General features: G+C 65.7%; 24 protein-coding genes. 11 read left to right on the forward strand and 13 right to left on the reverse strand.

The features are described 5' to 3' along the window. Nucleotides 1–7: 7 nt before the first annotated feature. The 6 genes from ACFWU5_RS20360 to ACFWU5_RS20385 all read right to left on the reverse strand — a co-directional run bounded on the left by ACFWU5_RS20360 (nt 8) and on the right by ACFWU5_RS20385 (nt 7,478). The gene (locus ACFWU5_RS20360) at nt 8–1,291 is read right to left on the reverse strand and encodes a TerD family protein (RefSeq protein ID WP_379268253.1); all 1,284 of its coding nucleotides are present in this window, start codon (nt 1,289–1,291) and stop codon (nt 8–10) included. Nucleotides 1,292–1,387: 96 nt separating this feature from the next. After that, complete coding sequence (locus ACFWU5_RS20365; protein ID WP_379268254.1) at nt 1,388–1,846, reverse strand: hypothetical protein; 459 nt, start codon at nt 1,844–1,846, stop codon at nt 1,388–1,390. Between the two features lie 79 nt (nt 1,847–1,925). Then, nucleotides 1,926–3,740, reverse strand: a complete 1,815-nt coding sequence (locus ACFWU5_RS20370; RefSeq protein WP_379268255.1) for an ATP-binding cassette domain-containing protein — start codon at nt 3,738–3,740, stop codon at nt 1,926–1,928. Nucleotides 3,741–3,752: 12 nt separating this feature from the next. Further along, entirely contained in the window at nt 3,753–4,922 is a 1,170-nt protein-coding gene (locus ACFWU5_RS20375) for a type III polyketide synthase (protein WP_379268256.1), read from the reverse strand. A 46-nt stretch (nt 4,923–4,968) separates the two neighbouring features. Continuing rightward, nucleotides 4,969–6,435, reverse strand: a complete 1,467-nt coding sequence (locus ACFWU5_RS20380) for a fatty acid desaturase (protein ID WP_379268257.1) — start codon at nt 6,433–6,435, stop codon at nt 4,969–4,971. Between the two features lie 236 nt (nt 6,436–6,671). Next, complete coding sequence (locus ACFWU5_RS20385) at nt 6,672–7,478, reverse strand: LppX_LprAFG lipoprotein (protein ID WP_379268258.1); 807 nt, start codon at nt 7,476–7,478, stop codon at nt 6,672–6,674. Nucleotides 7,479–7,827: 349 nt separating this feature from the next. Between ACFWU5_RS20385 and ACFWU5_RS20390 the strand changes: the two genes are divergently transcribed. Both ACFWU5_RS20390 and ACFWU5_RS20395 read left to right on the forward strand, forming a co-directional pair. Beyond that, nucleotides 7,828–8,421 (forward strand): hypothetical protein, encoded by a 594-nt coding sequence (locus ACFWU5_RS20390; protein WP_379268259.1) that lies wholly within the window; start codon nt 7,828–7,830, stop codon nt 8,419–8,421. A 240-nt stretch (nt 8,422–8,661) separates the two neighbouring features. Continuing rightward, nucleotides 8,662–9,090 carry a DUF6892 domain-containing protein gene (locus ACFWU5_RS20395; protein ID WP_379268260.1) on the forward strand — a complete coding sequence of 143 codons (429 nt, stop codon included), beginning with the start codon at nt 8,662–8,664 and terminating at the stop codon, nt 9,088–9,090. A 176-nt stretch (nt 9,091–9,266) separates the two neighbouring features. On the opposite strand, the gene ACFWU5_RS20400 is transcribed toward ACFWU5_RS20395, so the two are convergent. Beyond that, nucleotides 9,267–9,707 (reverse strand): hypothetical protein, encoded by a 441-nt coding sequence (locus ACFWU5_RS20400; RefSeq protein ID WP_379268261.1) that lies wholly within the window; start codon nt 9,705–9,707, stop codon nt 9,267–9,269. A gap of 208 nt (nt 9,708–9,915) precedes the next feature. On the opposite strand from ACFWU5_RS20400, the gene ACFWU5_RS20405 reads away from it, so the two are divergent. Next, nucleotides 9,916–10,575, forward strand: a complete 660-nt coding sequence (locus tag ACFWU5_RS20405; RefSeq protein WP_379268262.1) for a vancomycin high temperature exclusion protein — start codon at nt 9,916–9,918, stop codon at nt 10,573–10,575. An 89-nt stretch (nt 10,576–10,664) separates the two neighbouring features. On the opposite strand, the gene ACFWU5_RS20410 is transcribed toward ACFWU5_RS20405, so the two are convergent. After that, complete coding sequence (locus ACFWU5_RS20410) at nt 10,665–11,258, reverse strand: NAD(P)H-dependent oxidoreductase (RefSeq protein ID WP_379268263.1); 594 nt, start codon at nt 11,256–11,258, stop codon at nt 10,665–10,667. A 107-nt stretch (nt 11,259–11,365) separates the two neighbouring features. On the opposite strand from ACFWU5_RS20410, the gene ACFWU5_RS20415 reads away from it, so the two are divergent. The 3 genes from ACFWU5_RS20415 (at nt 11,366) to ACFWU5_RS20425 (ending at nt 14,607) form a co-directional block, all read left to right on the forward strand. Continuing rightward, a complete protein-coding gene (locus ACFWU5_RS20415; RefSeq protein WP_379268264.1) occupies nt 11,366–11,680 on the forward strand; it encodes a hypothetical protein in 315 nt (104 codons plus the stop codon). 138 nt (nt 11,681–11,818) lie between these two features. After that, nucleotides 11,819–13,420, forward strand: coding sequence for a protein kinase (locus ACFWU5_RS20420; RefSeq protein WP_379268265.1), 1,602 nt, complete (start codon nt 11,819–11,821; stop codon nt 13,418–13,420). Beyond that, the gene (locus tag ACFWU5_RS20425; RefSeq protein WP_379268266.1) at nt 13,396–14,607 is read left to right on the forward strand and encodes a hypothetical protein; all 1,212 of its coding nucleotides are present in this window, start codon (nt 13,396–13,398) and stop codon (nt 14,605–14,607) included. The genes ACFWU5_RS20420 and ACFWU5_RS20425 overlap by 25 nt, the downstream gene beginning before the upstream one ends. Before the next feature lies 1 nt (nt 14,608). Here ACFWU5_RS20425 and ACFWU5_RS20430 read toward each other — a convergent pair whose 3' ends face one another. Beyond that, entirely contained in the window at nt 14,609–15,100 is a 492-nt protein-coding gene (locus ACFWU5_RS20430) for a glutathione peroxidase (RefSeq protein WP_379268267.1), read from the reverse strand. Between the two features lie 146 nt (nt 15,101–15,246). Between ACFWU5_RS20430 and ACFWU5_RS20435 the strand changes: the two genes are divergently transcribed. Both ACFWU5_RS20435 and ACFWU5_RS20440 read left to right on the forward strand, forming a co-directional pair. Next, nucleotides 15,247–16,728 carry an FAD-dependent oxidoreductase gene (locus ACFWU5_RS20435; RefSeq protein WP_379268268.1) on the forward strand — a complete coding sequence of 494 codons (1,482 nt, stop codon included), beginning with the start codon at nt 15,247–15,249 and terminating at the stop codon, nt 16,726–16,728. A 145-nt stretch (nt 16,729–16,873) separates the two neighbouring features. Further along, nucleotides 16,874–18,463 carry a GMC family oxidoreductase gene (locus ACFWU5_RS20440; protein ID WP_379268269.1) on the forward strand — a complete coding sequence of 530 codons (1,590 nt, stop codon included), beginning with the start codon at nt 16,874–16,876 and terminating at the stop codon, nt 18,461–18,463. 57 nt (nt 18,464–18,520) lie between these two features. On the opposite strand, the gene ACFWU5_RS20445 is transcribed toward ACFWU5_RS20440, so the two are convergent. Further along, nucleotides 18,521–18,997, reverse strand: a complete 477-nt coding sequence (locus ACFWU5_RS20445; protein ID WP_379241858.1) for a hypothetical protein — start codon at nt 18,995–18,997, stop codon at nt 18,521–18,523. A gap of 184 nt (nt 18,998–19,181) precedes the next feature. Here ACFWU5_RS20445 and ACFWU5_RS20450 point away from each other — a divergent pair, with 184 nt between their 5' ends. Next, entirely contained in the window at nt 19,182–20,408 is a 1,227-nt protein-coding gene (locus ACFWU5_RS20450; RefSeq protein ID WP_379241857.1) for a PucR family transcriptional regulator, read from the forward strand. A 58-nt stretch (nt 20,409–20,466) separates the two neighbouring features. On the opposite strand, the gene ACFWU5_RS20455 is transcribed toward ACFWU5_RS20450, so the two are convergent. The 3 genes from ACFWU5_RS20455 to ACFWU5_RS20465 form a co-directional block, all read right to left on the reverse strand. Further along, nucleotides 20,467–21,657 carry an esterase/lipase family protein gene (locus tag ACFWU5_RS20455; protein WP_379268270.1) on the reverse strand — a complete coding sequence of 397 codons (1,191 nt, stop codon included), beginning with the start codon at nt 21,655–21,657 and terminating at the stop codon, nt 20,467–20,469. A 225-nt stretch (nt 21,658–21,882) separates the two neighbouring features. Next, nucleotides 21,883–23,247: a lipase family protein gene (locus ACFWU5_RS20460; protein WP_379268271.1), complete on the reverse strand. Its 1,365-nt coding sequence runs from the start codon at nt 23,245–23,247 to the stop codon at nt 21,883–21,885. Nucleotides 23,248–23,502: 255 nt separating this feature from the next. After that, nucleotides 23,503–24,705 (reverse strand): lipase family protein, encoded by a 1,203-nt coding sequence (locus ACFWU5_RS20465; protein ID WP_379268272.1) that lies wholly within the window; start codon nt 24,703–24,705, stop codon nt 23,503–23,505. Between the two features lie 275 nt (nt 24,706–24,980). On the opposite strand from ACFWU5_RS20465, the gene ACFWU5_RS20470 reads away from it, so the two are divergent. Together ACFWU5_RS20470 and ACFWU5_RS20475 are read left to right on the forward strand one after the other, a co-directional pair. After that, entirely contained in the window at nt 24,981–25,232 is a 252-nt protein-coding gene (locus ACFWU5_RS20470; RefSeq protein WP_379268273.1) for a hypothetical protein, read from the forward strand. Nucleotides 25,233–25,289: 57 nt separating this feature from the next. Beyond that, nucleotides 25,290–25,760, forward strand: a complete 471-nt coding sequence (locus ACFWU5_RS20475) for a DUF2599 domain-containing protein (protein WP_379268274.1) — start codon at nt 25,290–25,292, stop codon at nt 25,758–25,760. Nucleotides 25,761–26,021 lie beyond the last annotated feature (261 nt).

A 26,021-nucleotide genomic window follows, 5' to 3' on the forward strand; every position in this document is an offset into this window, starting at 1 on the left:
TTCGAGCTCAGCGAGGGGTCGGGCACTCTCCCTCGTAGCGGCTCAAACCGAGGCCGCTGGCCTTCTTGCTGCGGCCGACCGGGCCGTTCTTGGCGGAGCGGACCCAGTTTCCCTCGGTGTCGAGGACGGGCATCCGCTCGCTGAAAGCGCGGCTGTAGCGGATGGTGCCGTCGACGGTGAGGATTCCGTCTTGGACGTCGATGTGGGCGACGGTGGCCCAGAAGGCATTCTTTCCGTTGCCGACGATGACGGTGATCTGGTCGGCGTCCTCGCCGGGGAGCCCGTCGGGGCCGGGGCGGCCGTAGCGGACTCGAACTCGGGGGTTGCCGAACTTGTCGATCGCGCCTGCGCCGTTGTCCACGCTCTGGTACACGTTCAGGAGCAGGTCGCCGTTTTCGGTGGGGCGGACAATGACTTGTTCACGGGCGGGTTGGTTGTTGGCGCCGGGGCCGCGGGAGTCACCCTGGTGGTGGATGAACGGCCACTTGGTGATGTCGCCCTGGTGACCCTTTTCGCCGCTCAGGACCACGTAGTCGCCGGTGATTTCGTTGCGGCAGAAGAAGTAGACGTCGAGGTCGCCCTCTCCACGCTTGGTGCAGCGGCCGAAGTCGTCGTACACCGCACCGCGGCCGTCCCATTCGAGGCCGACGGTCAGGACATAGCCTGGGTCGCCCTTGCGCAGGTCGATGGTGGCGCGGCGGTCGGGGGAATCTTTGGTCAGGACGACGTCGACCTTGCGGAGATCGACCGAAGGGGACGGCGTAACAGGTTGCGGTGCAACCACTTCGGCCGGCTCTTCGTCCGCGTCGACAACGATGCCGTGATCGGTCGCGAACGCTGCCAGCCCGGCGCTGTACCCCTGACCGATCGCGTCGAGCCGCCACCCACTCCCCCGTCGATACAGTGCGACAGCTTGCAGCACCGTCTCGGAGTCCAGACCGGGCGGCACGAACGTCACCGACTGGCTCGCCCCGACAACGGACACCCGCAGCCCGACAACCGCCCCGAACCGCATCCCCTGCGCCTCGGTACTACCGGTGATCACCACCCGGTGAATCTCAGCAGGCAGCGCCGAAAGATCCACCGCGACAACAGCATCGGATTCCAGGCTCACACCGGGCGCGGTCGGATTGTTGAAGAACACGAAATCAGCGTCGGAGCGAACCTTGCCATCAGCGGTCAGCAGCACCGCCGCGACGTCCACCGCACCGGCCGGGCTGTCGAGGTCGAGGCGCACCGTGTACCGCCCGTCGACAAGATCAGTCTTGGACCCTTTGCCCACCTCAACCATCGTTGCCGCGCTCCCACTCATAGCCCTCGCCCCTCATCAGTCGACTGGGTGCCAGGCTACTCGCCTCACTTCGACTCCCTCACCGCCGAGATCGGGTCACTGCGGGTACTTCTCGTTCTTACGTCGCATCTCCGACTGGCCGGCTTCGCTGAAGGCGGCGAGCTTCTTGGCAGGGAAGGCTTTGATCGCCGCGCTGTTGTCGCGGTACTCCGCACGCAGCGTATCCTTCTCGCGAGTGGTGATCGCGTCGACGGCATCGAGGAACTCGGTCCGCTTCTCGCCGCACTGACCCGCGCGGGTGGTGTCGTTGAGCTCGCCGGTGCCGAAGACCTTCTTCCTGGCCTCCACCTCGGGAACGATGTCGCCGTTGAACTTCCACACGTGCATCTTCTCGGCTTCGGCGTAGTCGTGGTAGAAGGCAGCGTCGTGAGCCTCGGTGCAGAGGTAGGCCACTACTTGGTCGGTTGTCCATGGTGCGGCGATCGCGGGTCCGGCGAGCACTGCGGGCAAGACCACGGTGGCGCCGAGAACACACATCACTGTCCTGAGTTTCATGTCGTTCAGCCTCGCGCGGGCGCGCCCGTTATGGAGTGATCGGCCCGTCCATGCGGCGAGTCGCGCAGCCCGTTCGCGTCTACACGGCAACCAGACCGAAATCGAGCTTCACCAACTGATCCGCGCAGTCGAAGTAGCGGTCGTCGTGGGTGATCACGATGACTGTCTTTCCTCGGCGCTTCAGGTCGGTGAGGATCTCGCGGTAGAACACCTCGCGGAAGCGGGGTTCCTGGTCGGCGGCCCATTCGTCGAAGACGTAGATCTGGCGGTCTTCGAGCAGGGCGGTGAGCAGGGCCAGGCGTTTGCGTTGGCCTTGGGATAGGTCGACGGTGGACAGGCTGCCGTTTTCGACGGTGACCTTGTGGGCGATCTGTAGTTCGTCGAGGTAGCGCTGGACTTCGGCGTCGATGCCGGGGCGGTCGAAGCCCAGGTAGTCCTCGAACAGGTGGAAGTCGGTGAAGACCGCGGAGGAGTTCTGGCGGTACCACTCGATGTTGTCGTGGTCGATCCGCTCGCCGTTGAGCGACAGCGAGCCGGTGCGTGGGACGTACAGGCCGGTGATGAGCTTGGCGAGGGTGGACTTTCCGCTGCCGTTGCCGCCGACGATGAAGGTGATCTGGCCGGGTTCGAAGACCAGGTTGATCGGGCCTAGGCGAAAGCCGGCGTCCTGAGCGTCGTCGAGGGCGGGCGGGGGTGCCAGGGGGCGAATGTCGTTGCCGCCGTGGTCGATCCACTTCTTGCCGTTGACGTCGACCGCGCCGCCGCCGGGATGGGCGGGGTGGGGGTGGCCGTTTCGTGGCGGCATCCCCGGACGTGGCGGTGGTCCACCGTGCCCGCCCGGGTGCGCTCCAGGTGGCGGTGGCACCAAAGATGTTGCGTCGCTGCGGTATACGTAGCTGACGTCGGTGAGTTCCAGCTTGGCCTCCCCCACCGCCGGACGCTCGACATACGGCAGCGCCTGCTCGTCGTGCAGCGTGGTCATCGACAGGTTCATCGCGCGAATCTTGTCCAGGGCGACATCGCCGCGCAGCAGATCGGGAATGCGGTGCATGAAGTTCTGCATCGGCATCGCCAGGAACGTCGTGACCAGCACGTACCCGACCATCGTCTCGCGCGGCAGCTCCAGCGCGGCCGCGATGCCGAACAGGATCAGCGCCATCGTGCCCAACTGCAGCGCCTGGCCGAACCCTTGGGCGTAGGAGAATTTCGAGCCGGCGTCGGTGTTCTGATCGCGCAGGGTGCCCGCCGAACCGAGCAGGTGCCGGTCCATGAAGTCGCGGCGGCGGCCACGGTGCAGCTTGAGTTCCTTGATGCCGAGGGTGACGGCCTGGAACGATCGCAGCAGCGCGTCCTCGTTCTCACGAGCTTCCCGGTAGATGCCGCGTACGCGCTTGAGAACCATTTCGACACAGGCGATTCCGACCAGCGTGCCACCCACGGTGATCGCGAAGATCGGCCCCGACACCACGGCCAGGAACACGAAGCAGCCGACGATGGTGGCCACGTCCACGCAGATCGACGGGATAGCGGTGACCGCCTGCGACAGCGAACGCACGTCCTCGGTGAGCGTGGCCATCAGTCGGTGCATACCGAGACGTTCGAGGTGTTCCAGTGGGGCGGAAACGATTCCGGAGCTCAGGTCACTGCGCAGCCGGTAGATCGCCTCTTGGGACAGGCGGATCAACAGAACTTGCGACAGCACACCGCTGACAAGAATCACCAAACCCGTTGTGCCGAAACGGAGCAGCAGGTTGTCGGGCTGCGGACGTGGTGAGACCACCGCGTTGATCAACGTCACCAGGTAGGTGTTGGCGGCGCCGCAGATCAGGCCGGCGGCCACGACCGCGGCGATCCTGGCCGGTGACAGCGCGGCGAGAAAACGGAGCAAATGCATGATGGACGGCTCTCAGCTGCGGATGACATCGAACACGATGCCCTCGAGGGTGACACCGGGTGCGAACGAGAACGCCACACCCGTCGAGATCGGTGCGGTGGTCTGCGCGTCGCGAATCATCCGCTCCAACACGAAGATCAGCGACACACTGAGCATGTTGCCGTGCTCGGCGAGCACGTCCCAGCTCGGCGCGGCCAGCTCGGCCGGGAGACCGAGCGAGCGCGCGGACTCCTCGATGATGCGAGGACCACCGGGGTGGATCGCCCACAGTTCGATGTCGGATTTGCCGAGTCCGTTGCGCGCCAACACTTCCGAGACCACCGGGTCGACACCGCGGTAGATGTAGTCGGGCAGGCTGGTGGCCAGTTCGCAGGTGATGCCCGCGTCTTTCACGCCGAGCACGATGCCGTCTTCGGCGTCGTCGAACAGGTGGGTGAAGCTGTCGCGGATCACGACACTGCCCGGGGCGAGCGGCTTGTGCACTTTGCCGGCGCCGATCACGACCGCGCCGCAACCGTCACCGAACAGGCTGTGGGTGATCACATCATTGACGTCATCGTCGAAAACCGCGTTGACCGAAGACAGTTCGATGCACAGCACCATCGCCTTCTTGTCCGGATGCGCCCGAACATAGTCCACGGCGGCTCGGATGCCGTTCATGGCCGCCGCGCACCCCATGAAATTGATGACCATTCGGCCGACCTTGGGCGACAGGCCCAGTTGCTTAACCACCGCGACGTCGACACCGGGGGCGATGAAGCCGGTGCTGGTCACGAAGATCAGCTGCCCGATGTCTTCAGCCGGGTTCTCCAAACCCTCGACCGCGCGCCGGGCCACGTCGACCGCCAGCGGCACCGCGTGTTCGAAGAACAGGTTCATGCGTTCCCGGATGGTGCCCGGCTTGCGGCTGAATTCGAGGAACTCGGGGTCCAGCGGGTCGATCGCCAGGTGGCGGGTGTCGATCCTGGTCTTGGCGTAGATGCGCGGAATGCGCTGCCGCTGAACCGGATCGGAGAACAGCTGCGCGACCCGGTCCGCGTTGACCGCCTGATCCACGACCAGCGACGGGGAGCCGGTGGCGACCGCTTCGATCACGCCGACCGTGGTGGGCGGCGTGGGCGGTAGCAGGTCGTGCCCGCGCTCGACATCGGGCTCGCGGAGCAGGTCAAAGGAGAGAGACACGGGCACAATTCCTTTCGAGACAGAACAGAGGTGGCAGCGGGCCGGGTCAGACGGTGCCGATGCCGGAGAAGCCCTGCGCGGTGTAGGTCACGCAGGTCTTCAACGCTGAGGGTGCGCAGTGTTCGCGCACGAAACCCCACCGGTTCTCCTGCGCTTCGCGAGACGGCGCGAGCAAGTAGATCCGGACCAACTTGGGGAAACGATCTCCGAAGAAGCTCTTGGCGGGCAGCCACTCCACACCGAACTTCGCGGCTTCCTCACGCACCACGTTCTCGGACGCGATATTGGCAAACCCGCTGCGCTGGAACGGAAGTACGTGATGCGCGCGATGCGAGCTCAGGCCCGCGGACAGGAAGCAGTCGACATACTTGTTGCCGACCACGGTCAGGTCGTAGGCCTGCTCGAGCTGGTTGACCGCCCAGTCTTCGGTCTCGGTGTGCAGTTCCTCGGTGGGTACCTCGAAGTCGTGACTGGCCACCACCATGAAAGTGCTGATCCACAGCGTGATCACGAACTGCAGACCCCACGCCAGCAGGTCGCCCGCGAACGCGAAGGCCACGAATTCGGCCACCAGCAGGAACCGCATCCCGAACGAGCCGATGAAGTGCGGCAGCGCGCCACGCCAGGTGCCGTACATGTCCTTGATGCCGACCTTGCGGGTCAGACGACACACGTCCAGCAGTCGAATGATCATGCCCGTCAACAGATGTCCGAACTTGTGCACGGTGTGCACCGGCACCCGATACAGGCGCGGGATCTGCATCATCATCGTGAAGACGTTCTTCTTGATGTCGACTTCACTTTGGGTATGCGGGTGGTGCAGCAGGGCGTGACCGTCGGCGGTGACGAAAGACAGTGCGACATAGTTCATGTCGAAGGCGTTGACCGCGTACTTGTTCCAGCCCTTCTGCGCGCGGTGAATCGCGTAGTGGCCGAAGCCTGCCAGCGAACTACGCAACAGCACCATCGCGATCACGAAGGCGGGCAACGGCATCCAGCTCGTGTCATACAGGCGCAGGGCCTGCACCGCGATGTAGGCGAAGATCAGTACGCCGACCACGATGTCGAACGCGCGGTCCATCCGCTTCAGGCGGGCCGCCAGCTCTGGCTCTTTGAGCCGAGCCTTCACCTTATGCAGCAGGTCGTTCTTGTTGTCGAACTTATACTTCGGCGTGTCATCCCAGCTGTTGAAGCCGTCCTTGAACAGGAAATCTGGGGCGTTGTTCTTCGGATGAATGTCCTCGGGGATGGCATCGCGACCGAGGCTGTAACGCTCGATCATCCGCGCGATTTTTTCCGGATCACGGTGGTACGAACCGATAATCGAGGTGATGTCGCGGTTCTTGGTGCGGCCGATGAAGAATTCACCGCCTGGATGCTTGGAAATCCAGTCACTGAGGTCGTAGGCTTTCCCGTTATAGACCCAGACATTGTTCACGGGAGGCCGACCCCCTGGCGGGGGCGGTGCGGGGAGCTCGCGCTCTTCTTCATCAGGTCGATCATCGATCGTCATTAGTTCTTCCTCCGTGTCCGATCGGCATCGATGCGTGTTGCCTGCCGACCAGCGTCCCGACACGTATAGTCCTTGCGGCGCCTTGCATCTGGCTGAACATTCTCTTATCGGATGCGCTTGTGGGCGAACATGATTCGCGTTTCGTGGGGCACACCCAGACGACACACCGGTCCGGGGCCGCGGAGCGCACTCCACTGACCCCGGACCGGTGTGGTTCGATCCGGTACGTCCGGGATCTAGCCGGCGGGCTTGACGATGTTGACCGGCTTGGCCCAGTTCGACAGGCCGACAGTGACCTCGCCCTGGTCCTTGGTCACCACGGCGCGAACAAGATTGGGGCCGTCGCCGGTGGACGGCGCGTCCGAGGGCTTGGTCGAATCCGACGCGGGCGGGGCGGTGTCCTTGATCCACACGGTGATCGGCATCGTGCCCGCGTTCTGGCCGATGCGGGGCACGATCGGGTCGATCACGGCGGCGTCGATGGTGCCCGACACCTTCACGGTGTTGATCCCGTCGATCACCTCACGGCCCTGCGTCTTGGCGTTCTGGATATTGGCGATCACGTTCGCGATGCCCTTGTCCTTGTCCAAGATGACGCCCGGATCGTAAACCTTCTCCGCCGGGCCCGCGGGCACGTAACGGCCGGCGGCCTGGGTGTACAGAACCTTGTCCACCACAAGGAATTTCGCCTCGGTGAACTGCGACTCGGGCGTGAGCTTGACCTTCGCGTCGCCCATCGCCGCACCCGAACCCTGCGTCTCGTTGGTGACATCGGCGGACACCGATTCCACCGGCAACTCGGGCAGGTTCTTGACGTTGATCTTCAGGTGCACGTTGTGCAGGGTCTGCGTGGTCTTCGCCGACTCCTTCACGATCTGCGCACCATCGGGCAGCGCACCGGTGGGCGCCGGGCCCGTAGTGGTGTCCGAATCAGCCTTCGTGCAGCCCGATACCAGCGCCGCGCACACCGCCGCTACCGCGACGACCGAGGTGATGCCGGAACGTCGCACGGAACGGCGACGCGAGGTGGGGTTCGGTGTCATGTCGATCAAGTTTTCATCCCCTGGAGATGGTCGTATAACGCTCGTGACGGGGCAGCCGTAGCTGCCGCCGTCTGCGACCTACTTCCACAGACAATCGGACATCTCGTGCTCCCCCGTCGGCGATAGTACCCGAGGATCTCAGTCTGCGAACTGTCCGCGTGCACAATCGATTTCGGGCATCCGACTGCCTGCCCGTACGGGACCTCCCACCAACGCCCGCGAACAACCTGACACCGAATACATTGTCCGAGTGATCAACTCAGCACCACCGGCAGATTCGCGGCCGCACGCCGAACCCGGCCCACGCCGAACCATCGCTTTCGCTATCGCCTCGTCCGTGGTTGTGGTCGTGACTGTGTCGATCGCCGGCGCGGCTGTCATCGGTGCGTCGTCGGGATGGTGGTGGAAGGAATTCGACGTTCCGATAGGGGTGGTGGCCGCGTCGTTCTACGTACTTTCGATGCTGACCCCGATCACCGTGGCCGCTGCGGTAGCACTCGGCATCACCGTGCCCTGCTCGGCGCTGGTTCACACCGAGGCGAAACGTGGCCGCATGGCGGCGGCCTGGTCCGCCTGCATCCTCGCTACGCTCGTCACCACGGCCTTGCTCTGGTGGGCGACCGCGTCCGCCTCCTTGTACATCTCGCTGCGTACCGCGTCATGGGCAGGCGGTGTGACATCCAACGTCGCCGAACATTACCTGTGGCAGGATTTCGACCCCTCCAGGTTCTTCTGGTCAGCCGTGCAGACGTCGGTGGTCGTCGCTTTCGTTGCGCTCGCACCCCTGGTCGTCGAACGCCGTTGCGGGCCGGCTGATCCCGCAACAAGCCTCCGACGTGTGCGCATCAGCGCCGCCGCGGTACTCATCGTCTTCGGCGCCGCCTACGCAGCGGTCGCCGTCTACCAAGCGCGCGTCGCCCCTGTTTATTTCGGTCTGAGCTAGCGTTCGGGGCTCCGCGTGCCCCGGCATATAGTCGGCACCTCCGCCGCCGGACCCCGCGTCCACGACATGGTAGTGGCGGGGTTGGCCCTTCGGAGCGCGCTCCGTCCGATGAACCCAAAGGCAAGGGCCGCGCGTTCGGCCGAGATCGACGCAGGCACCTGACACCGCCAACGCTCCGAGGGTGAACGGGTTCGAGGATCGCCAGACGTGATTGTCGTAGGCCGACGCTAGATTGGGCGGGTGACTAAGTTCGTGGACTTCAATCTCAAGCTGGCAGTTGTCGAAGAACTCATGTACGGCGAGTCCCCCAAGCTCGAGCCATGGTCGCTCGAAGAGACGCTGGAAGCCCAGGGGTTCGATGGCGACCTCTGGGAGTACTCCGCCGACAACTACTACGACCAGGTCATGCCGGAAGCTCAGACCTACTTCGAGAGCCTCGAGCTTTCTGCCGAACTGCTCGCGGGGATTGAACAGCTGATCTTCGACGGGGGCTGCCAGGTTTACGCCGAATGCTGCCCACACTGGGACGGCGAGGGCGAACAGTTCGACGTCGCAAGTCTCGACGACCTCCATCGTCTCCCGAATCTGAAGCGCGTTCTAGGTGCGCAATTGCTCGCGCCCCACCTCCAGTCGGTCTTGCGGTCCCGAGGCATCGAGTTGATCCACTAGTCTGATTGCCGTCGGCGCGATGCCAACGCGGCACAGTAGCCGAGGTAGCGCGGACGACCGATGTCCAACGAACCATCTCTGGCGGGACGCCACTCAACGCTGTGTCCCTTCACTGGATTGCCCTTCGGAGCGCGGCTCGGGAAGAGTCACCGACCAGGGACGGATTCGGTCTTGAATCAGACGGACTCGTCGATCCGGTGGGCGTTCCATACTGCGGCGGCCTGTTCATGAGAGTCGACGCCGACGAAGAAGGCATCCGCGATCGCATCGTAGTCGGGTTCGTCGAATCCGCTGGTCCCCAGGAACTTCAGCCTATACACGGCGAACCCCTCCGCTGCCGTGTGCGGTCGAAATGGGATAGCCATCCGTACCGATCGTCGTGGCGAGGAGTACTCGACAGCGGTGATGACCAGCGCATCGGTTCGCCCCGTCGGCAAGCGCAGGAACGAATCGACGACGAGCGCGGCGTGCAGCCAGCCCGGCCGGCCCGTCTCCAGCCGCTCGGCTGCGATCCGCGCGGCGTCACCGACGTCGTCGGCAAGGAATCGCTCGAGCCCTACGGATCCGTCGGCATCGACGTACCTGATGAGCGGAACCAAAAGGTCTGCGTCGCTCACACTCCAGATCCCGTGCGCACCACTGTAACCCGCCGTTTTCGCAATCTCGTACACGGTGCCTGAGCATAGATGGGTTCGACGCTTCTGCCACGATGCAAAGGTGGATTTCCAGCGGTGGGTGTGCGGAGGTCCCAGGGCACATGGCTGGCATACTCTCCGCATGGGATTTCGTGATCAGATCACACGAGGTCGGGGGAAGCTTCGGTCGGTGGTTCGCGCGCGCGTGGTGTTGCGGGTCGTCGCGGTCGCTGTCGGACTCGCCGCTCTTGTCGGGCTCAGCTCGATTGCCTGGATTCGGCACGCGGCCAGCGATTACGCCTACTCCGTCGAGACGGCGCCCGCCGCGCAAGTCGCGTTGATCCCCGGTGCGCAGGTCTACACCGACGGCCAACCCTCGCCATACCTGGCCGCGCGACTCGATCTCGGCCGCCGACTGCTGGAGTCGGGAAAGGTGAAAGCGCTTCTTCTCACCGGCGACAACGGGCGAGCCGCCTACGACGAGCCAACCGCCATGCGCGACTACCTCATTCGAAAAGGTGTGCCCGCCAACAAGATCGCGCTGGACTACGCCGGGTTCAGCACCTACGAATCGTGTGCCCGCGCCCATGAGATCTTCGGCGTCGAACACGCGATCGTGGTGACGCAGGACTTCAGCCTGCCGCGCACCATCGCCCTGTGCCGCGACGCGGGCATCGACGCGACCGGAATCGGCGACGACACCCAACCCCATAACGGCATCTACAACAAGTGCTGGTTTCGCGACCAACTCGCGGCGACCAAAGCCGTGTACGAGATCCTGTTCAACCCCTCGCCGACCTTCCTCGGGCGCCAAGAATCGACCGTTCGCGACGCGGTCAACGCCCAGTAGGCGGGCGGGTTGGCGAGCCATGTCCAGGTAGCGATCTCCCGGTCGGGTCCATCTGCTCTTCGTCGCCGTTCGGCGGGGCGTCTGAGAACTCAGGCGATCAGGGCGGCCGCCTCGGCGCGGGCCTGGCGCAGCCAACTCGCGCGTTCCTCCACCGTTGCGTCGGTGACGGCGCGAAACACGACTCGGCGGACGTCGTCGACGCCCACGTACGGCAGGACACACGAGGCCCAAATCCGTTGCAGCGGATCACCGAACTCCGCCAACTCTCGATCCAGCGGGGTATCGGAAGTGTTCAGGATCAGAGCCCTGCCCGCAGTCAACAGCCCCGCCGGTTCCCCGTCGGCGGTGCCGAGTTTGTAGGCGACGCCCGGGGCGAGCACCCGCTGCACCCAGCCGGTCAGGATCGCAGGGGGCATGCCCCACCAATTGGGATGGACGAACACCAGCGCGTCGATCCCCGCGATTTCGCTCCGGTGCCGCGCCACCTGCGGATCCTCGGAGGTCTGAGCTGACTCGACCGTGCCGGTCTCGCCGCTCGACAGCGCTGGGTCGAAACCCTCGGCGTACAGGTCGCACGCGCGAACATCGCATCCGCGCCCTCGTAGTTCATCGACGACGGCATGGAAGAGCGCGTGATTGAAGCTGGATCGGCGCGGGTGCGCGAGATAGACCCCGACGTGCATGGACGCCAATGTACAACCGGGGCAACGAAAGTGGGTATAAGCCCGTAAGGGGGCGTACGCGACGCAGGTGGTCGATCGAAACCAGATCGCCTGAAATGCTGGATCGCGTGACGACCCTCGACTATCCCGTGCCCGCCGACGACGCCGATGACCGGGAGTTCATCAGGTTCGCCCGCGCGTTCAACGCCTACCAGGTGTTCAGCGAAAATCACGAAGAGCGCAAAGAAATTCACCGGCGAGTGCGACTTCGGTGGGAACAGGCCGGTGAGTTGCCGAACGATCTGCGCCAACTACGCACCTGCTTGTTCATGCGGGCCCGAGCACATCATCACGCTGGTGACGGCGAGCCGTTCAAGGATGAGCGACTGGTTCGTGCACTCGTTGACAAAATCAGGGCGATCTCGGACAAAACTTTGCTATGACCCGCCACCGAATCCTCGGGGTGGTATGGATGTTCGACGGGCGTCGGCGCCCGACGGTGACCTCGCCTCATTGGTGTCACCGCAGGTTGGTATGACGCCAGACGACGGAAACTGACCATCCTGGGCTAGCGTGGCAGCATGCACGAGCTCAGGGCCGGGGATGTGTTTGCCGGTTATCGGATCGAGCGGGTGCTCGGGGCTGGTGGGATGGGCAGTGTTTATGCGGCTCGGCATCCGCGGTTGCCTCGGGTGGTCGCGGTGAAGTTGTTGCATTCCTCGTATTCGGCGGATCCGGTTTTTCGGGGGCGGTTCGAGCGGGAGGCAGAGCTGGCGGGGCGGTTGGATCATCCGAATATTGTGGCGATTCATGATCGTGGGGCCGAGGGTGGGCGGCTGTGGATTGCTATGCAGTATGTGGCGGGGACCGATGCTGAAACTGCTGTTCGTGCAGGGGGTTTGGGGGCGGAGCGGGCGTTGCATATTGCGCGGGCGACTGCGGACGCGTTGGATTATGCGCACGCCGCGGGGTTGCTGCATCGGGATGTGAAGCCGGCCAATATTTTGTTGGGTGAGGGGGTGGGTGGGGAGCGGGTGTTGCTCACCGATTTCGGGATCGCGAAGGCTGTTGATGAGGGGACGGCGCTGACGCAGACGGGGGCGTTGGTGGCGACGTTGCGGTATGCGGCGCCCGAGCAGCTGGATGGGCGGGGTGCGGGGACTGCGTCGGATCAGTATTCGTTGGGGTGCACGTTGTTTCATCTGCTCGCGGGGCGACCGCCGTTCACCGCGACCAATGCGGGGGCGTTGGTGGGTGCGCATTTGATGCAGCCGGTGCCGCGGATCAGTGAGGTGGTGGGGGTGCCCGCTGCGGTGGATCTGGTGTTCGCGCGGGCGTTGGCCAAGGATCCGGGGCAGCGGTTCGGCAGTTGTGCGGAAATGGTTGCGGCGGCCACCACCGCGTTGACGACCGGAGTCGCTCCGACGCAGCCGCTGACCGACGCTGGCGTAGCTTTCGGGTCAGGCCTCACCGCCCCTATTCCTGGCACGGAGATGGATCAAGGCGGTCCGGCTTCGGCCGCGGTGCACGGACGACACTGGGGCACAACGGGAGTCGGCTCCGCGGGTAATCGAGCGGCTGGCGTCGGAAGTCGGCGGGATGTCGATGGTCGGGCTCGTCGAAGTAGAACAGCGTGGTGGGTAGCGGGGATCCTCGGTCTCGCGGTGGCGATCGGGGTGGCTACCGCGGTTGTTATCAGTCGCGACTCCGGGAGCACCGGCGCCTTGCCGACGACCACGACCGTCGCACCGACCACCACGATCGATGCGTGGGCGGCGGCCCGACCGACAATCGCGATGTTCCCCGATCTACTCCCTGCCAGCCCTGACAGCGAGGGGTATCGCGGGTTGAAGTGCAGCTTCGCAACGAAGAGCCCAGAAGCAGTGTGGGACACCGGATTCGACTGCACCGACCGCGAAGGCTTGCAACTGCAGGTGATGGCACACAAGGACGCCGACACCGTCGGGAAGTTCATCGCCACCCTGCCCGCCGGGGCGACCCAGCAGTTGCGATCCCGCTACGGAAGACCCCTGACCGTACGCAGTTTCCACGGCTCCACCGGACCATGGTTGCTGGTGCACTTCGACACCGCGCCGTATTCGACTGTGCTGCTCCAGGTTTACTGGAAGGGCCACACCCATCAGGAGATGATCGACCAATGGTTGACCACCGCACCCCTGTGACCGCGCGCTTGGCACTGGGCGCGCTCGCTGTTCTGCTCGTGGGCTGCGGCACCGTCGACGGTGCGGCGGTGCCGGGTGAGATCGATGTGCGAACCCTGGATGTGGGCAGTTATACGACCGCGCCCGCCGATATCGAGGCGGGCCGGAAGCCGACGGACGGGCCGATTCTCGAAGGGTTGAGAATGGCTGGGGCGGTGGTGTTTCCGCGCGAGGTGGATTCGACGCTGAGCCATAACTGGGGCAGCGACGTGCTGGATACACCGCGGCGGACGTCGGACGTGTCGGCGATCTCGAATGTCAATCTTCCGGTGCTGGAACGGCATCGGATGATCGTGGGGTTCGATATCGCGGAGGGCAGTCAGGCGTTCGACAAGGCGAAGCCGGCGATCGAGACCGACGCACGGGTGACGCGGGTGGTGTTGTTGCGGTTCCCCGGCAAGGAAACCGCCGCGACCGCGGCACGCGACCTGGAGGCCACCGATTTCGGGGTCAGCCCGGACAATCAGCCCGTGCCGATCCCCGGCTACCCTGCCGCACACGCACATTGGCGACCGGGTATCAAAACGATCGGTGCGACCTTCGCGCACGGTGAGCTCGTGGTGAGCATGTTCCTGCAGCATCCGACACCGGACATCGACGCCATGGCCCGTCGGGTCGCCGCGATCCTGGACGCTCAGGTCCCGCTGCTGGACCAGTTCACCCCGACCGCACCGGATCGCATCGCCGAACTCCCCCGCGACCCCGATGATCTGTTGCGCCGCACCCTGATTCCCGGCCCGAGCAATCAGCAGATCGCGATCTCCTCGCGCGAATTCTCGGCGTGGATCGGGCGAGCGAGCCGGCACTATCGCCCCACCGAACCGGAGGAGTTGGGTGCGGCCTGGGATCGCGGCGGGGTGGACGCGGTCGCGAATTCGTACAGCACCACGCTGTTCCGGTTCCGCGACGACGTTTCCGCCACCGCCTTCGGCACGACGTGGCAGGAAACCCTCAGCACCGCAGCACATCCCGTGGCCGCACCCGACGACGTGCCGGGTGCGCAGTGCGCGGAACGGCGCGAAGGCAAGGCGCTGACCCGCTGTTACGTGAGCTACCGCAACTACGGTGCGTTCGTCAGCGGCGCCGAAGCCACCGGCGTGCGCCAGCAGGCGGCCGCGCAATACGCGCTGCTGGCGAACGCCCAGTAGGTCAGAGCTGGGCTTCGATCGCCTGCACGACCTCGTCGGCATCGGGGGTGGTGCGCGGACGGAAGCGGCCCGCGACCGTGCCGTCGCGTGCGACCAGGAACTTCTCGAAGTTCCACTGCACGTCGCCCGCCGCGCCCTCGGCATCGGCGGTCTCCACCAGCGCGGTGTAGAGCGGGTGGCGGTCGTCGCCGTTGACGTCAGCCTTGGCCAGCAGGGGGAAATCCACGCCGTAGGTGACCGAGCAGAACTCCTGGATCTCCTGCGCGGTGCCGGGTTCCTGACCCATGAACTGGTTGCTCGGGAAGCCGATCACGGTGAAACCGCGCTCGCCGTAGGTCTTCTGCAGTTCCACCAGGGCGCCGTACTGCGGGGTCAAGCCGCACTTGGAGGCCACGTTGACCAGCAGCACCGCCCGGTCGCCCGCCAGGTCGCCCAGCGTGGTGTCCTCGCCCGCGAGGGTCTGCACCGCAATGTCTCGAATGTTGCCGCTCATCGGTTCCACCACCAGTTCGTTGTCGTGACGTCTGTACCCGCGCCACGGTACCCGAGCGCGCCGACACACCTTTCTGAAACACGTTCTTGTTTTGTGGGCGGTCACGCGGCACCATTTCGGTAGACACCCCAACACCGGAGGCCAGCGTGACCGAAGAACCATCCCGCATCGACACCGTGCGACCGTTGCGTGCCAGTGCGGTGACGCAGTGGGATATCGAGGCCGATGTCGTCGTGGCCGGGTACGGGATCGCGGGGGTGTGCGCGGCCATCGAGGCGGCGCGCGCGGGGGCGAACGTGGTGATCCTCGAGCGGACCGGCGGGTGGGGTGGGGCGGCGGCGCTGGCGGGCGGGTTCGTGTATCTGGGTGGTGGCACGGCGTTGCAGCAGGCGCTGGGGTTCGATGACACCGCGGACAATATGGCGACGTTTTTGACCGCGGCGTTGGGGCCCGGCGTGGACCAGGCCAAAATCGACGATTACTGCGCGGGCAGCGTCGAGCACTTCGACTGGCTGGTCGACTGCGGGGTGCCGTTCAAGGAGTCGTTCTGGGGTGAGCCGGGGTGGGAGCCGCCGCACGATGAAGGGCTGATGTACTCCGGTGGCGAGAACTCCGCGCCGTTTCTCGATCTGGCGAAACCCGCACCGCGCGGGCATGTTCCGGAGTTCGCGGAGAAGAAGATCGGCAGGCGCAGCGGCGGGTACATGCTGATGAAGCCCCTGGCGGAGACCGTCGAAAAGCTGGGCATCGCCGTCGAATACGACACCAGGATCCGCCGGTTGATCGTCGATGAGGATGATCGGGTGGTCGGCGTGCTGGCGACCAACTACGGCAAGCCGGTCACCGTGCGCGCGGCGCGCGGAGTCGTGTTGGCCACGGGCAGTTTCGCCTACGACAAGGACATGATCGCGCGCTACACCCCGAAACTGACCGGGCGACCCGGTGCGGCCATCGAGGAACACGACGGCATCGGCATCCGGCTGGCGCAGGCGTTGGGTGCGGAGCTCGCGCACATGGATGCCAGCGAGGTCGCGATCTTCGGTGATCCGCAGATGATGGCGCGCGGCATCCTGGTCAACGGACGCGGCCAGCGCTACATCCCCGAGGACACCTACGCGGGCCGGATCGGACAGGCCACGCTGCTGCAGCAGGACAATCAGGCGTTCCTCATCATCGACGAGAAGTCCCTGGAAGAAGCGCTGAACACGGTGACCGCGACTCCGTTCTTCCGGTTTCCGCCGAAATGGGTGGCCGAAACCGCCGCCGAACTCGAAGCCGAAATGGGCTTGCCCGCACAGGCTTTGCAGACCACGATCGCCACCTACAACCAGCACGCCGAGCACGGCGAGGATCCGCTGCTTGGCAAGAAACCCCAATGGGTGCGGCCGATTTCGGGGTCGATCGCCTGCTACGACCTGCGCGGGTTCACCGCCGGATTCACCCTGGGCGGGTTGCGCACCGACCTGGATTCGCGAGTGCTGCACGTGAGCGGGGAGCCGATCGCGGGGCTGTTCGCGGCGGGTCGTTGCACGTCGGGGCTGTGCGCGGGCGGGTATGTCAGCGGGGCGTCACTGGGCGACGGCAGCTTCTACGGTCGCCGCGCGGGCAAGGCCGCCGCAGCGGGCTGAGGCGCAGACAACCCATCGCGGGCGCAGTGTCAGTACTCTGCTTGCAGCGCCACGCCCGACGACGAGTCCGGCTGTGCTCGCGGGCTTTTCATGCCCGCGAGCAGGCGCGCCGAATCAGTAACGCAGTGCAGATCGGAGTTGGACAGTGCAAGCAGGTGGGACGTCCGCGGATTACGTGATCGTCGGCTCCGGATCCGCGGGGGCGGTGCTGGCGAATCGGCTCAGCGCCGACCCCGCCACCACGGTCGTACTGTTGGAGGCCGGACCGGCCGACGACGACAAGTTCTGCCACATTCCGGCAGCGTTCTCGAAACTGTTTCGCACCGAACGGGATTGGGACTACTCGACCGTGCCGCAGGCCGCGCTGGGTGACCGGGAGATCTACTGGCCGCGCGGCAAGACCTTCGGCGGATCGTCGTCGATGAACGCGATGATGTGGGTGCGTGGTTTCCGCGCCGATTACGAGGAGTGGGGGCTGCTGGCGGGCGAGCAGTGGAACTTCGCCGCCGCGGTGGAGCAGTTCCGCAAGATCGAGAACGTGCAGGACGCGCAGTTTCCCGACGAGGGGTCGAAGGGGCCGCAGCATGTGCAGCGGCAGCGCAACCCGCGCGCGTCCACGCACGCGTTCCTCGAGGCCGCGCGCCAGGCCGGTCACGAGCTCGAGGCGGCCAATCGTCCCGCACCCGAGGGGTTTACGCAGACGATGGTCACCCAGCGTGAGGGTCGCCGGTGGAGTACCGCCGACGGGTACCTGCGGCCGGCGATGAAGCGGTCGAATCTGACCGTGCTGGCCGAATCGTTGGCTACGCGTGTGCTCTTCGAAGGCACCAAGGCCGTGGGTGTGGAGTACCGCAAGGGCGAGCAGACGCAGACGGTGACCGCCAACCGTGAGGTCATTCTCTGTGGTGGGGCGATCAACAGTCCCCAACTGCTGCAGCTTTCGGGCATCGGCGATCAGGAAGACCTGAGAGCACTGGGCATCGAGTTGGTCGCGCACTCCCCCGAGGTCGGCGCGAACCTGCAGGACCACCTGATCGCGGCGCTGGGCTACGGCGTGGAATCGGATTCGCTGTACACCGCGGAGAAGCCCCTCGAGCTGATCAACTACCTGGTCCGCCACCGCGGCATGCTCACCTCCAATGTCGGTGAGGCGTACGGTTTCGTGCGCAGCGAACCCGACCTCGAGCACCCCGATCTGGAACTGATCTACGCACCGGCGCCGTTCTACCACGAGGGCCTGGTCGAGGCTACCGAACACGGTGTGGTGCTGGGCGCGATCCTGTTGCGTCCGCGCAGCCGCGGCAAGATCAGCCTGGCCAGCGCCGACCCCACGGCCAAGCCCGTCATCGATCCGCAATACCTGTCCGACCCCGACGGCGCCGACCGCGCCACCCTCGAGGCCGGACTGCGCCTGTGCGCCGGGCTCGCGGGCCAGCCCGCGCTCAAGAGTGCGCTGGGCGACCTGATCTACCCGCCCGAAGCCCCCGACGACATCGAGGGCGCCATCGCCCTGACCATCGAAAAGTTCTCCCACACCCTGTACCACCCGATCGGCACCTGCCGCATGGGCACCGACGCCGCCAGCGTCGTGACCCCGGACCTGAAAGTCCGTGGCGTGGAGGGCCTTCGCGTGGCCGACGCCTCGGTGATGCCGTTGATCATCCGCGGCCACACCAACGCCCCCGCCATCTTCATCGGCGAACAGGCAGCGGACTTCATCCTCGCGCAGGACTGATTTCACCGTCGGCGGCGCGTCCCCTGTGGGCGCGCCGTCGTCGTTCGCCGGGCGCGATCAGAATGCGGGCACGCGGGCGAAGCCCAGGGGTGGGGTGGGGGCTCGGTCCGAGCGCAGGTTGTGGCGGAAGTCCGGGAGTAGCGGGAGCATGTCCGCGTTGCGGGCGGCGTAGCAGCGGACCATCGGCAGCGCGCGGGAGACTTCGGCGCGTTCGATCGGTTCGGCGTCGAGGAAAGCCAGAGAGTCGAGGCCTAGGCCCAGGGTGCCCGCGATGCGGACGATCGAGGCGGATTTGCGGCCCCAGCCGACCTCGACCGCCGAGAACATCTCGTAGACGCCGTGCCGGTAGAGGGCGCGCAAGGTCGCGGCGCGGTCGCCGCGGGCGGCCACGGCGTGCAGGATCCCGCGCTCGCTGAGCATGGTCAGCGTGCGCAGCGCCGGCGGGCGCAGCAGGGTGCCGGTCTGGTCGTGGACGACACCCTCCCACAGGGTCTCGTCCAGTTCCCAGACCAGACAACGAACAGCAGGTCGCATGGCGCAGAACTCTACAACCACTGATAGCTCAGAACCAGACTTGTGACCCGTCACTACCGCGTCGCACAGACCTGGGCCCCGTACCCATAACCTGACAATCCATTCCGGTTTGCTTTGTAGTTCGTTAGGGTGGGGTTCGCTGGACAGCGGGGGGTACAGCCGAAATCAGGCGAAGGGAATATAGATGTCCGTCCACAATCCACCCCGGCCGTCATTGACCGTCTCGGGCAAGCCGATGTCGTTGCCGCTGAAAGACGTTCGCGCGTTGTCCCGGCAGATGGTCGGGCATTTCGTGGCAACCGTGGCGCCCTGCGGCACGCTGCCCGGTGACGCCATCTCCGGCGATGTCACCACGATCACCCGGATCTGCCTGGAATTCGCCGTCGGCATGCTCGACGGACGCGATATTCCCAGCAAGCAACAGCGCCTGCAGGACGCGGCCAGTGCGTGGGCTCGCGAGGGCGTGCCCATCGACACGATCCACCATTCGATCGCCGAGGGCTTCAAAATGGGCCTTGATCTGGTGGTTTCCAGCGCCTCGGGCCAGGATTTCGACAGCCTGGTCGGCGGGGTCAAGGTCGTGATGGAACTTCTGGACACCATCACCGCCCAGATCTCCCTGGCGTATGTGCGGGAGCTGCGCGGGGTGGTCAGCGAACACCACACCGCCGTGCACACGCTCACGTCGGCGCTGCTGGGCGGGCACAGCACCTCCACGATGGCCCGCGAATGCGGCATCACCATCGCCGAGACCTACACGGTGCTGGCGCTGTCGATCCCGCAGCATCGCGAGGAGGCCAACCCGGCGCTGGACGCCAAGGTCGTGGCCCGCCGCAAGCTGCGCCGCGTGCAGGCCGAGCTGGCCAAGCGCTGCGGTGACTCCGCGTTGTCGCTGCTCAGCGTCGACGGCGGCACGGTGTTGATTCCGGCCGACGCGTTCGATCGTGACGGTCTGGCTGCCCTGGTCGCCCAGCTGTCGCAGGCCGCGCAGGTCGGGATCACCGCCGCGATGGTCGAATGCACCACCACCGGGGTGCCCGACGGCGCCGATCAGGCCCATGAGCTGCTGGATATGGTGCAGCGCCTGGAAGTGACCTCGGGGCTGTACCGGTTCGACGAGCTCGCCCTGGAATACCAGCTCACCCGGCCCGGCCCCGGCCGCGAATTCCTGGGCTCGCTGCTGGATCCGCTGGATCAGTACCCCGAGCTGCTGGAAACCCTGCAGCGCCACATCGCCAACAACCTCAACCGGCAGCGCACCGCGCGTGTGCTGCACGTGCACACCAATACCGTGGACTACCGCCTCAAGCGGATCGGCCAGCTCACCGGCTTCGACCCGACGCAGCCCTCGGGGCTGTGGTACCTGCGTTCCGCGCTGGTCGCGCGCAGTTACCGTTCCGTTCCTGCCTGACTCGACTCACAACAAAGGCGCTGTCCGCGTACGGGCAGCGCCTTTGTTGTGTCGATCCTTAGAGGGAACCGCCACCTCCGATCAGCCACGGGTTGAACGCGCAGGTCAGCTGCGGGTTCTGCACCGGGTCCAGCGCACGCAGCACGATCGACAGCGCACGCGGGGAGTACATCAACGTCAGGTGGTCGGAGACGTCCTGTTCACACCCGTCCTGCAGGGTGATGTTGTTGACCGTGGCACCGGGACCGGCCTTCAGGAAGGTCAGGTCGTAGGGGTTGGTCACCTCGTCGTATCGGGTACCGACCACGGTGTAGTTCACACCGGGAACGGTGTCGCCGTTGGCGTTGAGGTTGTTCACGAAATCCGAGCCGATGGTCTGCTGGATACCGGCGTGCCCGACGAAGATCTCGATCGGACCCAGAATGTCGATACCCAGGTTGTTGATCATGCGGCCCAGTGCGCCGATGCCGTCGAGGCTGGTGCCGTGGTGCGTGGCGCCGAAGGTGATCAGCTTGTCGACCTTGGCCGCGCCACCCTCGAACTTGGTGTAGTGGTTGGCCATGGACCCGCCCTGCGAGTGCGCGACGATGTCGACCTCGTCGGCGCCGGTGGCCGCGAGAACCCGGTCCACGAACGCCGCGGTCTGCTTCGCCGAATCCTCGATGTAGCCGGTGCCCATGACGCCGGGCAGGAACGAACCCAGGCCACCACCTTCCATCATGTTCGAACGGCCGTAGTTGAACGTGAACGTGCAGTAGCCGGCGTCCTTGATCGGCTGACCCATGTAGGCGTAGCCGTTGTAGGCGTTCATCCACGTGCCGTGCAGCAACACCACCGGGCGCGGATGCGCGTCGGTGGGCTTGCAGTTCCAGTCGTTGGTGCCGGGCGCGGCGGCGTCGGGGTTGCCAAGGCCGTACGCGAACGCGGCGAGGAACGCCGTGGACGCAGGACCGTACGCGCCGGGGTCAGAGGAGTAGCCGCCCGAAGAGCCGGAGCTGGAACCCGAACCGCCGTAGCAATCACCGGACCCGTTACCCGAACCGGCACCACTGCCCGAGGTGCACGCGGAGCCGGTGCCCGCGCTTCCGTCGACCTGACGGCCTTCGGAGACGATGTCGGCCAGTTCGGCCTCGGTCGGCGCCGCAGCGGGGGCCGCGCTCGCCCCCGGCCCGGTGAACACCATGGACAGCGCGCCGAACCCGGCGAATGCCGCCGTGGCCAACGAACGTCTGCGACTAGAAGTTTTCATGTGTTGACTTGTCTTCCTGTGCGATTCGATATTCGCCGCCCCTTTTCTGCCGGGAGAACGAATGGCTTGTCGAAACCGCCCAAAACATATGCCGCGGAAATCGCGACGAGACGCTTGTCACCTGCGGTCTGGGCAGGTCACCACGTCCCGCCGAAAACTGCCATGACGGGGCACAGGAATTTTTCGGGGTCGTTCACCGGGCACTGTGAAAGATCATCTGTGCGTTCAGCATTCGCTGTGAGCGGGGACTCCGAGCAGTCGTTGGTCCAGCCACAGCATCGCCTCCGGATAGCCCGTGGCCGCGCCGATCAGATGTTCGCCCAGCACCCCGCGATACACCGCGTTCGCACCGAGTTCGCACTGCTGCGTGTAGAGATTGCGGGCACCTTCGGCCGGGATCCACCATTCCTGGTCACCGTTGTAGATATACAGCGGTGTCGCCGAACGCATACCTTGCATTCGGGTCACCTCGTAGATGCCGGTGGCCAGTTCCGAACGCAGCGGGTCGGCGATATTGGCACCGACGTCGATCGGCAGATGCAGGATTCCCGGCGCCGCGAACACGCTGAGGCAGGTGTCTTTCAAGACCGAGGTGGTCGCCCAACGGCCCAGATTGTTCATCGCGGCGAGGATTTCCGGACGTTCCCGACCGATCGCGAACGTCGCGGCCATAAAAACTCCGGACGCGAGATTGCCGTTCATACTGCGCGACAACATCTCGAAGTCCGCGGGCACCCCGCCCAGGGCCGCGCCCACGATCGCATCGGCCAGTTCCGGTGCGTAGGAGTCGATCAGCTTCGCCGCACCGTGCGTGGCGATGGCGCCGCCGGAGTAGCCGGTCATCGCGAATCGACTGTCGCCGTAGGTGACCGGGTCGCTGCCACGCACCGCCCGGATCGAGTCGAGCACGGCGTGCCCGGCGACATACGGTTCGGCGTAGGCCATCCACGGGCCCTGGTGATCGGGCACCAGCACCGCGTAGCCGCGCAACACGGCCAGCTGGGTGGTCGGTGGGATGAACTCGGTCGCGCTGGACTGGGTCGAAAGTCCGTGCGCCAGTGAGTAACCCGGCGTGCATTTGCGGCCCAGCGCGTCGATCGGCAGGTTGTTGACCAGCACGGGGCGGTCGCCGGGGCCGGTCCACGCGGTGGCGGGCACGATCAGGGTCGCGGTGGCGTAGGAGGGCCTGCCCTGCGAATCGTCGGTGCGAAATTTCAGCAGGGTCGCCGAGCGGATCGGGACCAGCGTCAACCAGGCCGCGGTCGCGGTGATGTCGCGCGATTCGATCAGGTCACCCGGCGACAGATCGGCCAGGTCGGCCGGCCAGTGATCGAAGATCGGATCACCCACCGGCGACGGCAGCACCGCGGCGTGCAAGGCCGCCAGCTCGGATTCGGGATCGGCGGGATCGGGCTGGATCGGCGACGGGATCACCTGGTCGATCCAGCGTTGCAAATCGGGCAGGAAACCGGGTGTGCCCAATTGGGGCACCGGGAACTGGTGGGTCGGCGGCGGTTGCGCGGCCGCGGTACCGACCGCGAACGTGCACAGCAGCAGCATCGAAAGAATAAGAGCTCGAACAGATCTCATGACACACACGCCTTCGGGTGGCAACAGATTCGTCGATGACGTGCCACAACGGATGTGCTTCGACCCCCGCCGAAACTCCCCCACCGCGCCGTCGTCAGAGTTTCCACGCTACGGGCGGGCACCGCACGGCATCGGCGTTGTTGCCCAGTCGTGTGCGCAATGCCGCTGTATCGCAACAGAATCGGCATGCGAAAAGAAGGTATCGACCCGGATCCGTATCGGGGCGTGCGGATCCGGGTCGAACCCGAACCGGGCTCAGCAGGTGCTGGGCGCCGGTTCCCCCTGCAGCCGGGCATCGAGCCAACTCAGCGCGGAAGGCAATCCGAGCACAGCTGCGGTCAGATGGTCTGGGACCGGTGTCTCCTGGCTGACGACCTTCGCGCCCGCCGCGCACCACCGGTGCATGGTCGAGGTGATCGCGCCGACGGGAATGAGACCGTCGATGGGCGAATGCCATTCGAACACCGGCATTGTCGGCGCACCGGGGTACAACTCGAGACTGTTCTCCTCCACTACCGCGCGCGCTTCGGGATCCTCCACCAGCGACGTGGTGGCGGCGAAGTCGAGAATGCCGCGGCCCGCGCCCGCACCGAGGATGTCGTTGGTGCAGGCATCGCGGATCGACGCCCGCGCGGCCAGACCGCTGGCGTTCATCTGCTCGCTGATCGGAAAGCGTTGCGGGTACTCACGTTCCAGGCCGATCCCCGCGGCCAACGCCAGACCGAAGACCGGATGCGCGCCGAAGCCCAGCCCTTCCAGCATCGACACCAGGTTCATCGGCACCCCGCCCATCGCCGCCCCCGCGATCTCGAGCTCGGGCGCGTACTCGGGCTGCAAGGCCGCGGCCCACGCGGTGGCCATGCCGCCGCCGGAGTACCCGGCCATCGCCACTCGACTACCGCCGACTCGCAGTTGCTCGACCTGGCGCACCGCCCGGATGCCGTCCAGGGTCACCTGCCCACCCAATTTGGCTGCGCCATAAGCGAAGTTGGGGCCAAGGTGATCGGGCACCGCCATCGTCCAGCCGCGTTTGAGCGCGAAGTTCCACGCCACCGACTCCCGCACCATCAGGTCCGGGTCGTCGGTGTAGAGCACCTTCGACACCGAGCAGCGGGTACCCAGCCCGTTGATGATGTGTTGGTAGGACAGCACAGGGGCGTCGGGGCGGTGGTTGGCGGGCTGCAGCACCGTGGTCGTGGCGGCGATCGGGTCGCCCGCGGAATTGGTGGAGCGGAACTGGATCAGGGTGATCGTGGTGTCGGGGAACATCGCCAGCGGCGGCATCGCGCGCACGCCGAGCACGTCGCCGGGCTTGTGGTCTTTCAGATCGGCAGGCTGGGTGTAGAAGGGGTCGGTGTCGGCAGTGGGATACAGCGGTGCGGTGTGGCCCGCGGCGGCCGGCACCAGGGTGAGCACCGCTGCCGTCGCGCAGGCCAAAAGTGTTCGGTGCCAGATCATGCAGCTGTTCCTCCCGTGTCGCTACTGTCCACAGCGATCCTCGCCGGTACCGTGGCTGATCGTCGCCGGGTCGCACGAACATCGGCGGAGCTCACAACCCGCGCGGTGCGAGGTTGTGACCGGAGGTAGCCCGCGACCGTATGCGCGCACACCGCCGCAGCCACGGATGGATTGTGAGATCTCCAAGCGAAATCGGAACGTGTTCCTGTCGATGGTGGAAGCCCTACCGTCGAGTAGGAAGGCGCTCACCAGCGCCGAGGCGAAAGGAGTACGCCATGATTCCCATCGACGAGAACATTGCCGCCACGGCCCACCGCACCGAGCGCGACGAGATACCCACCCGGCGGATCACGGTGTACTTCGACGGCCCGACGCCCGAGGACGCCCTGGTGCTGGAATACGCGGCCACGCAGGCCGAGGCGTGGGAATTCACTTCGGCGGCGGTGCATTCGGGGCTGCTGGTGACCGTCGACGGGCAGGTCGAACCCGGTCTTCGCCGACTACCCTGCCGGTCGCTGTGGCACTGACGCCGCACTAGGCTGGTCGCGCGGGCAAGGGCCCCGCGGTGGCCGAAGGGGGCGTTGGTGGCACGGCAGATCCGGTTCGTACTGGCCGCGAGCGTGGTGGCCCTGCTGGCCGGTTGTGGCTCGGCCGAGGAAGTGACGGTCGCGGACCCGCCGACCACCACCACCATCCGCGTGCCTGCCACGATCGCCCCGCGCACCCCCGCCGTCGACCCGTACGCGGGCCTGCCGCTCATCGACCACGTGACCTGGACCGACAGCATCGACGGCCCCCGCCTGCTCGTGTTCCCGACCCAGGCGGGCCGCAAAACCGCCGCACCGGGCACCGACGAGCTGGCCTGGCAGGAAGTGCGCGCGCTGGACCCCGATGCCGACGCACCCGGTATGCGCGACCAGTTCGTCTGCCACTGGGTGTGGGCCAGGATGGTGGCGCCGGACAAGCCGAGCTGGAATCTGGAACCGTGGCGACCCGACGTCGGCTATCAGGCCACGGTGTCGGCGAACTGCAACCCCGGCGGGCCCGAACGTTGACAATGCCGGTCGACGCATCGGTCAACACGATTGCGTGATTGCCATAAATTAACTGTCGCAACATATTTCGAACGGGTTACAGCAAGTTCACCAGGTGGGGTGCCCCGATTTTCGGCTCGTGAACACGGCTAACCGCCGGTCACGCCACTATTCGCGCACCGCACCGGATGAAGTCGGTCCCACGAACCCGAATTCGCCACCCAGAAGCCGGGATATACACCGCATCGAGACGGAATCGATCGTGCAGATGTGCTTGCATCT

Origin of the sequence: Nocardia sp. NPDC058640 (assembly GCF_042716995.1) — a bacterium.
Taxonomy (GTDB): Bacteria; Actinomycetota; Actinomycetes; order Mycobacteriales; family Mycobacteriaceae; genus Nocardia.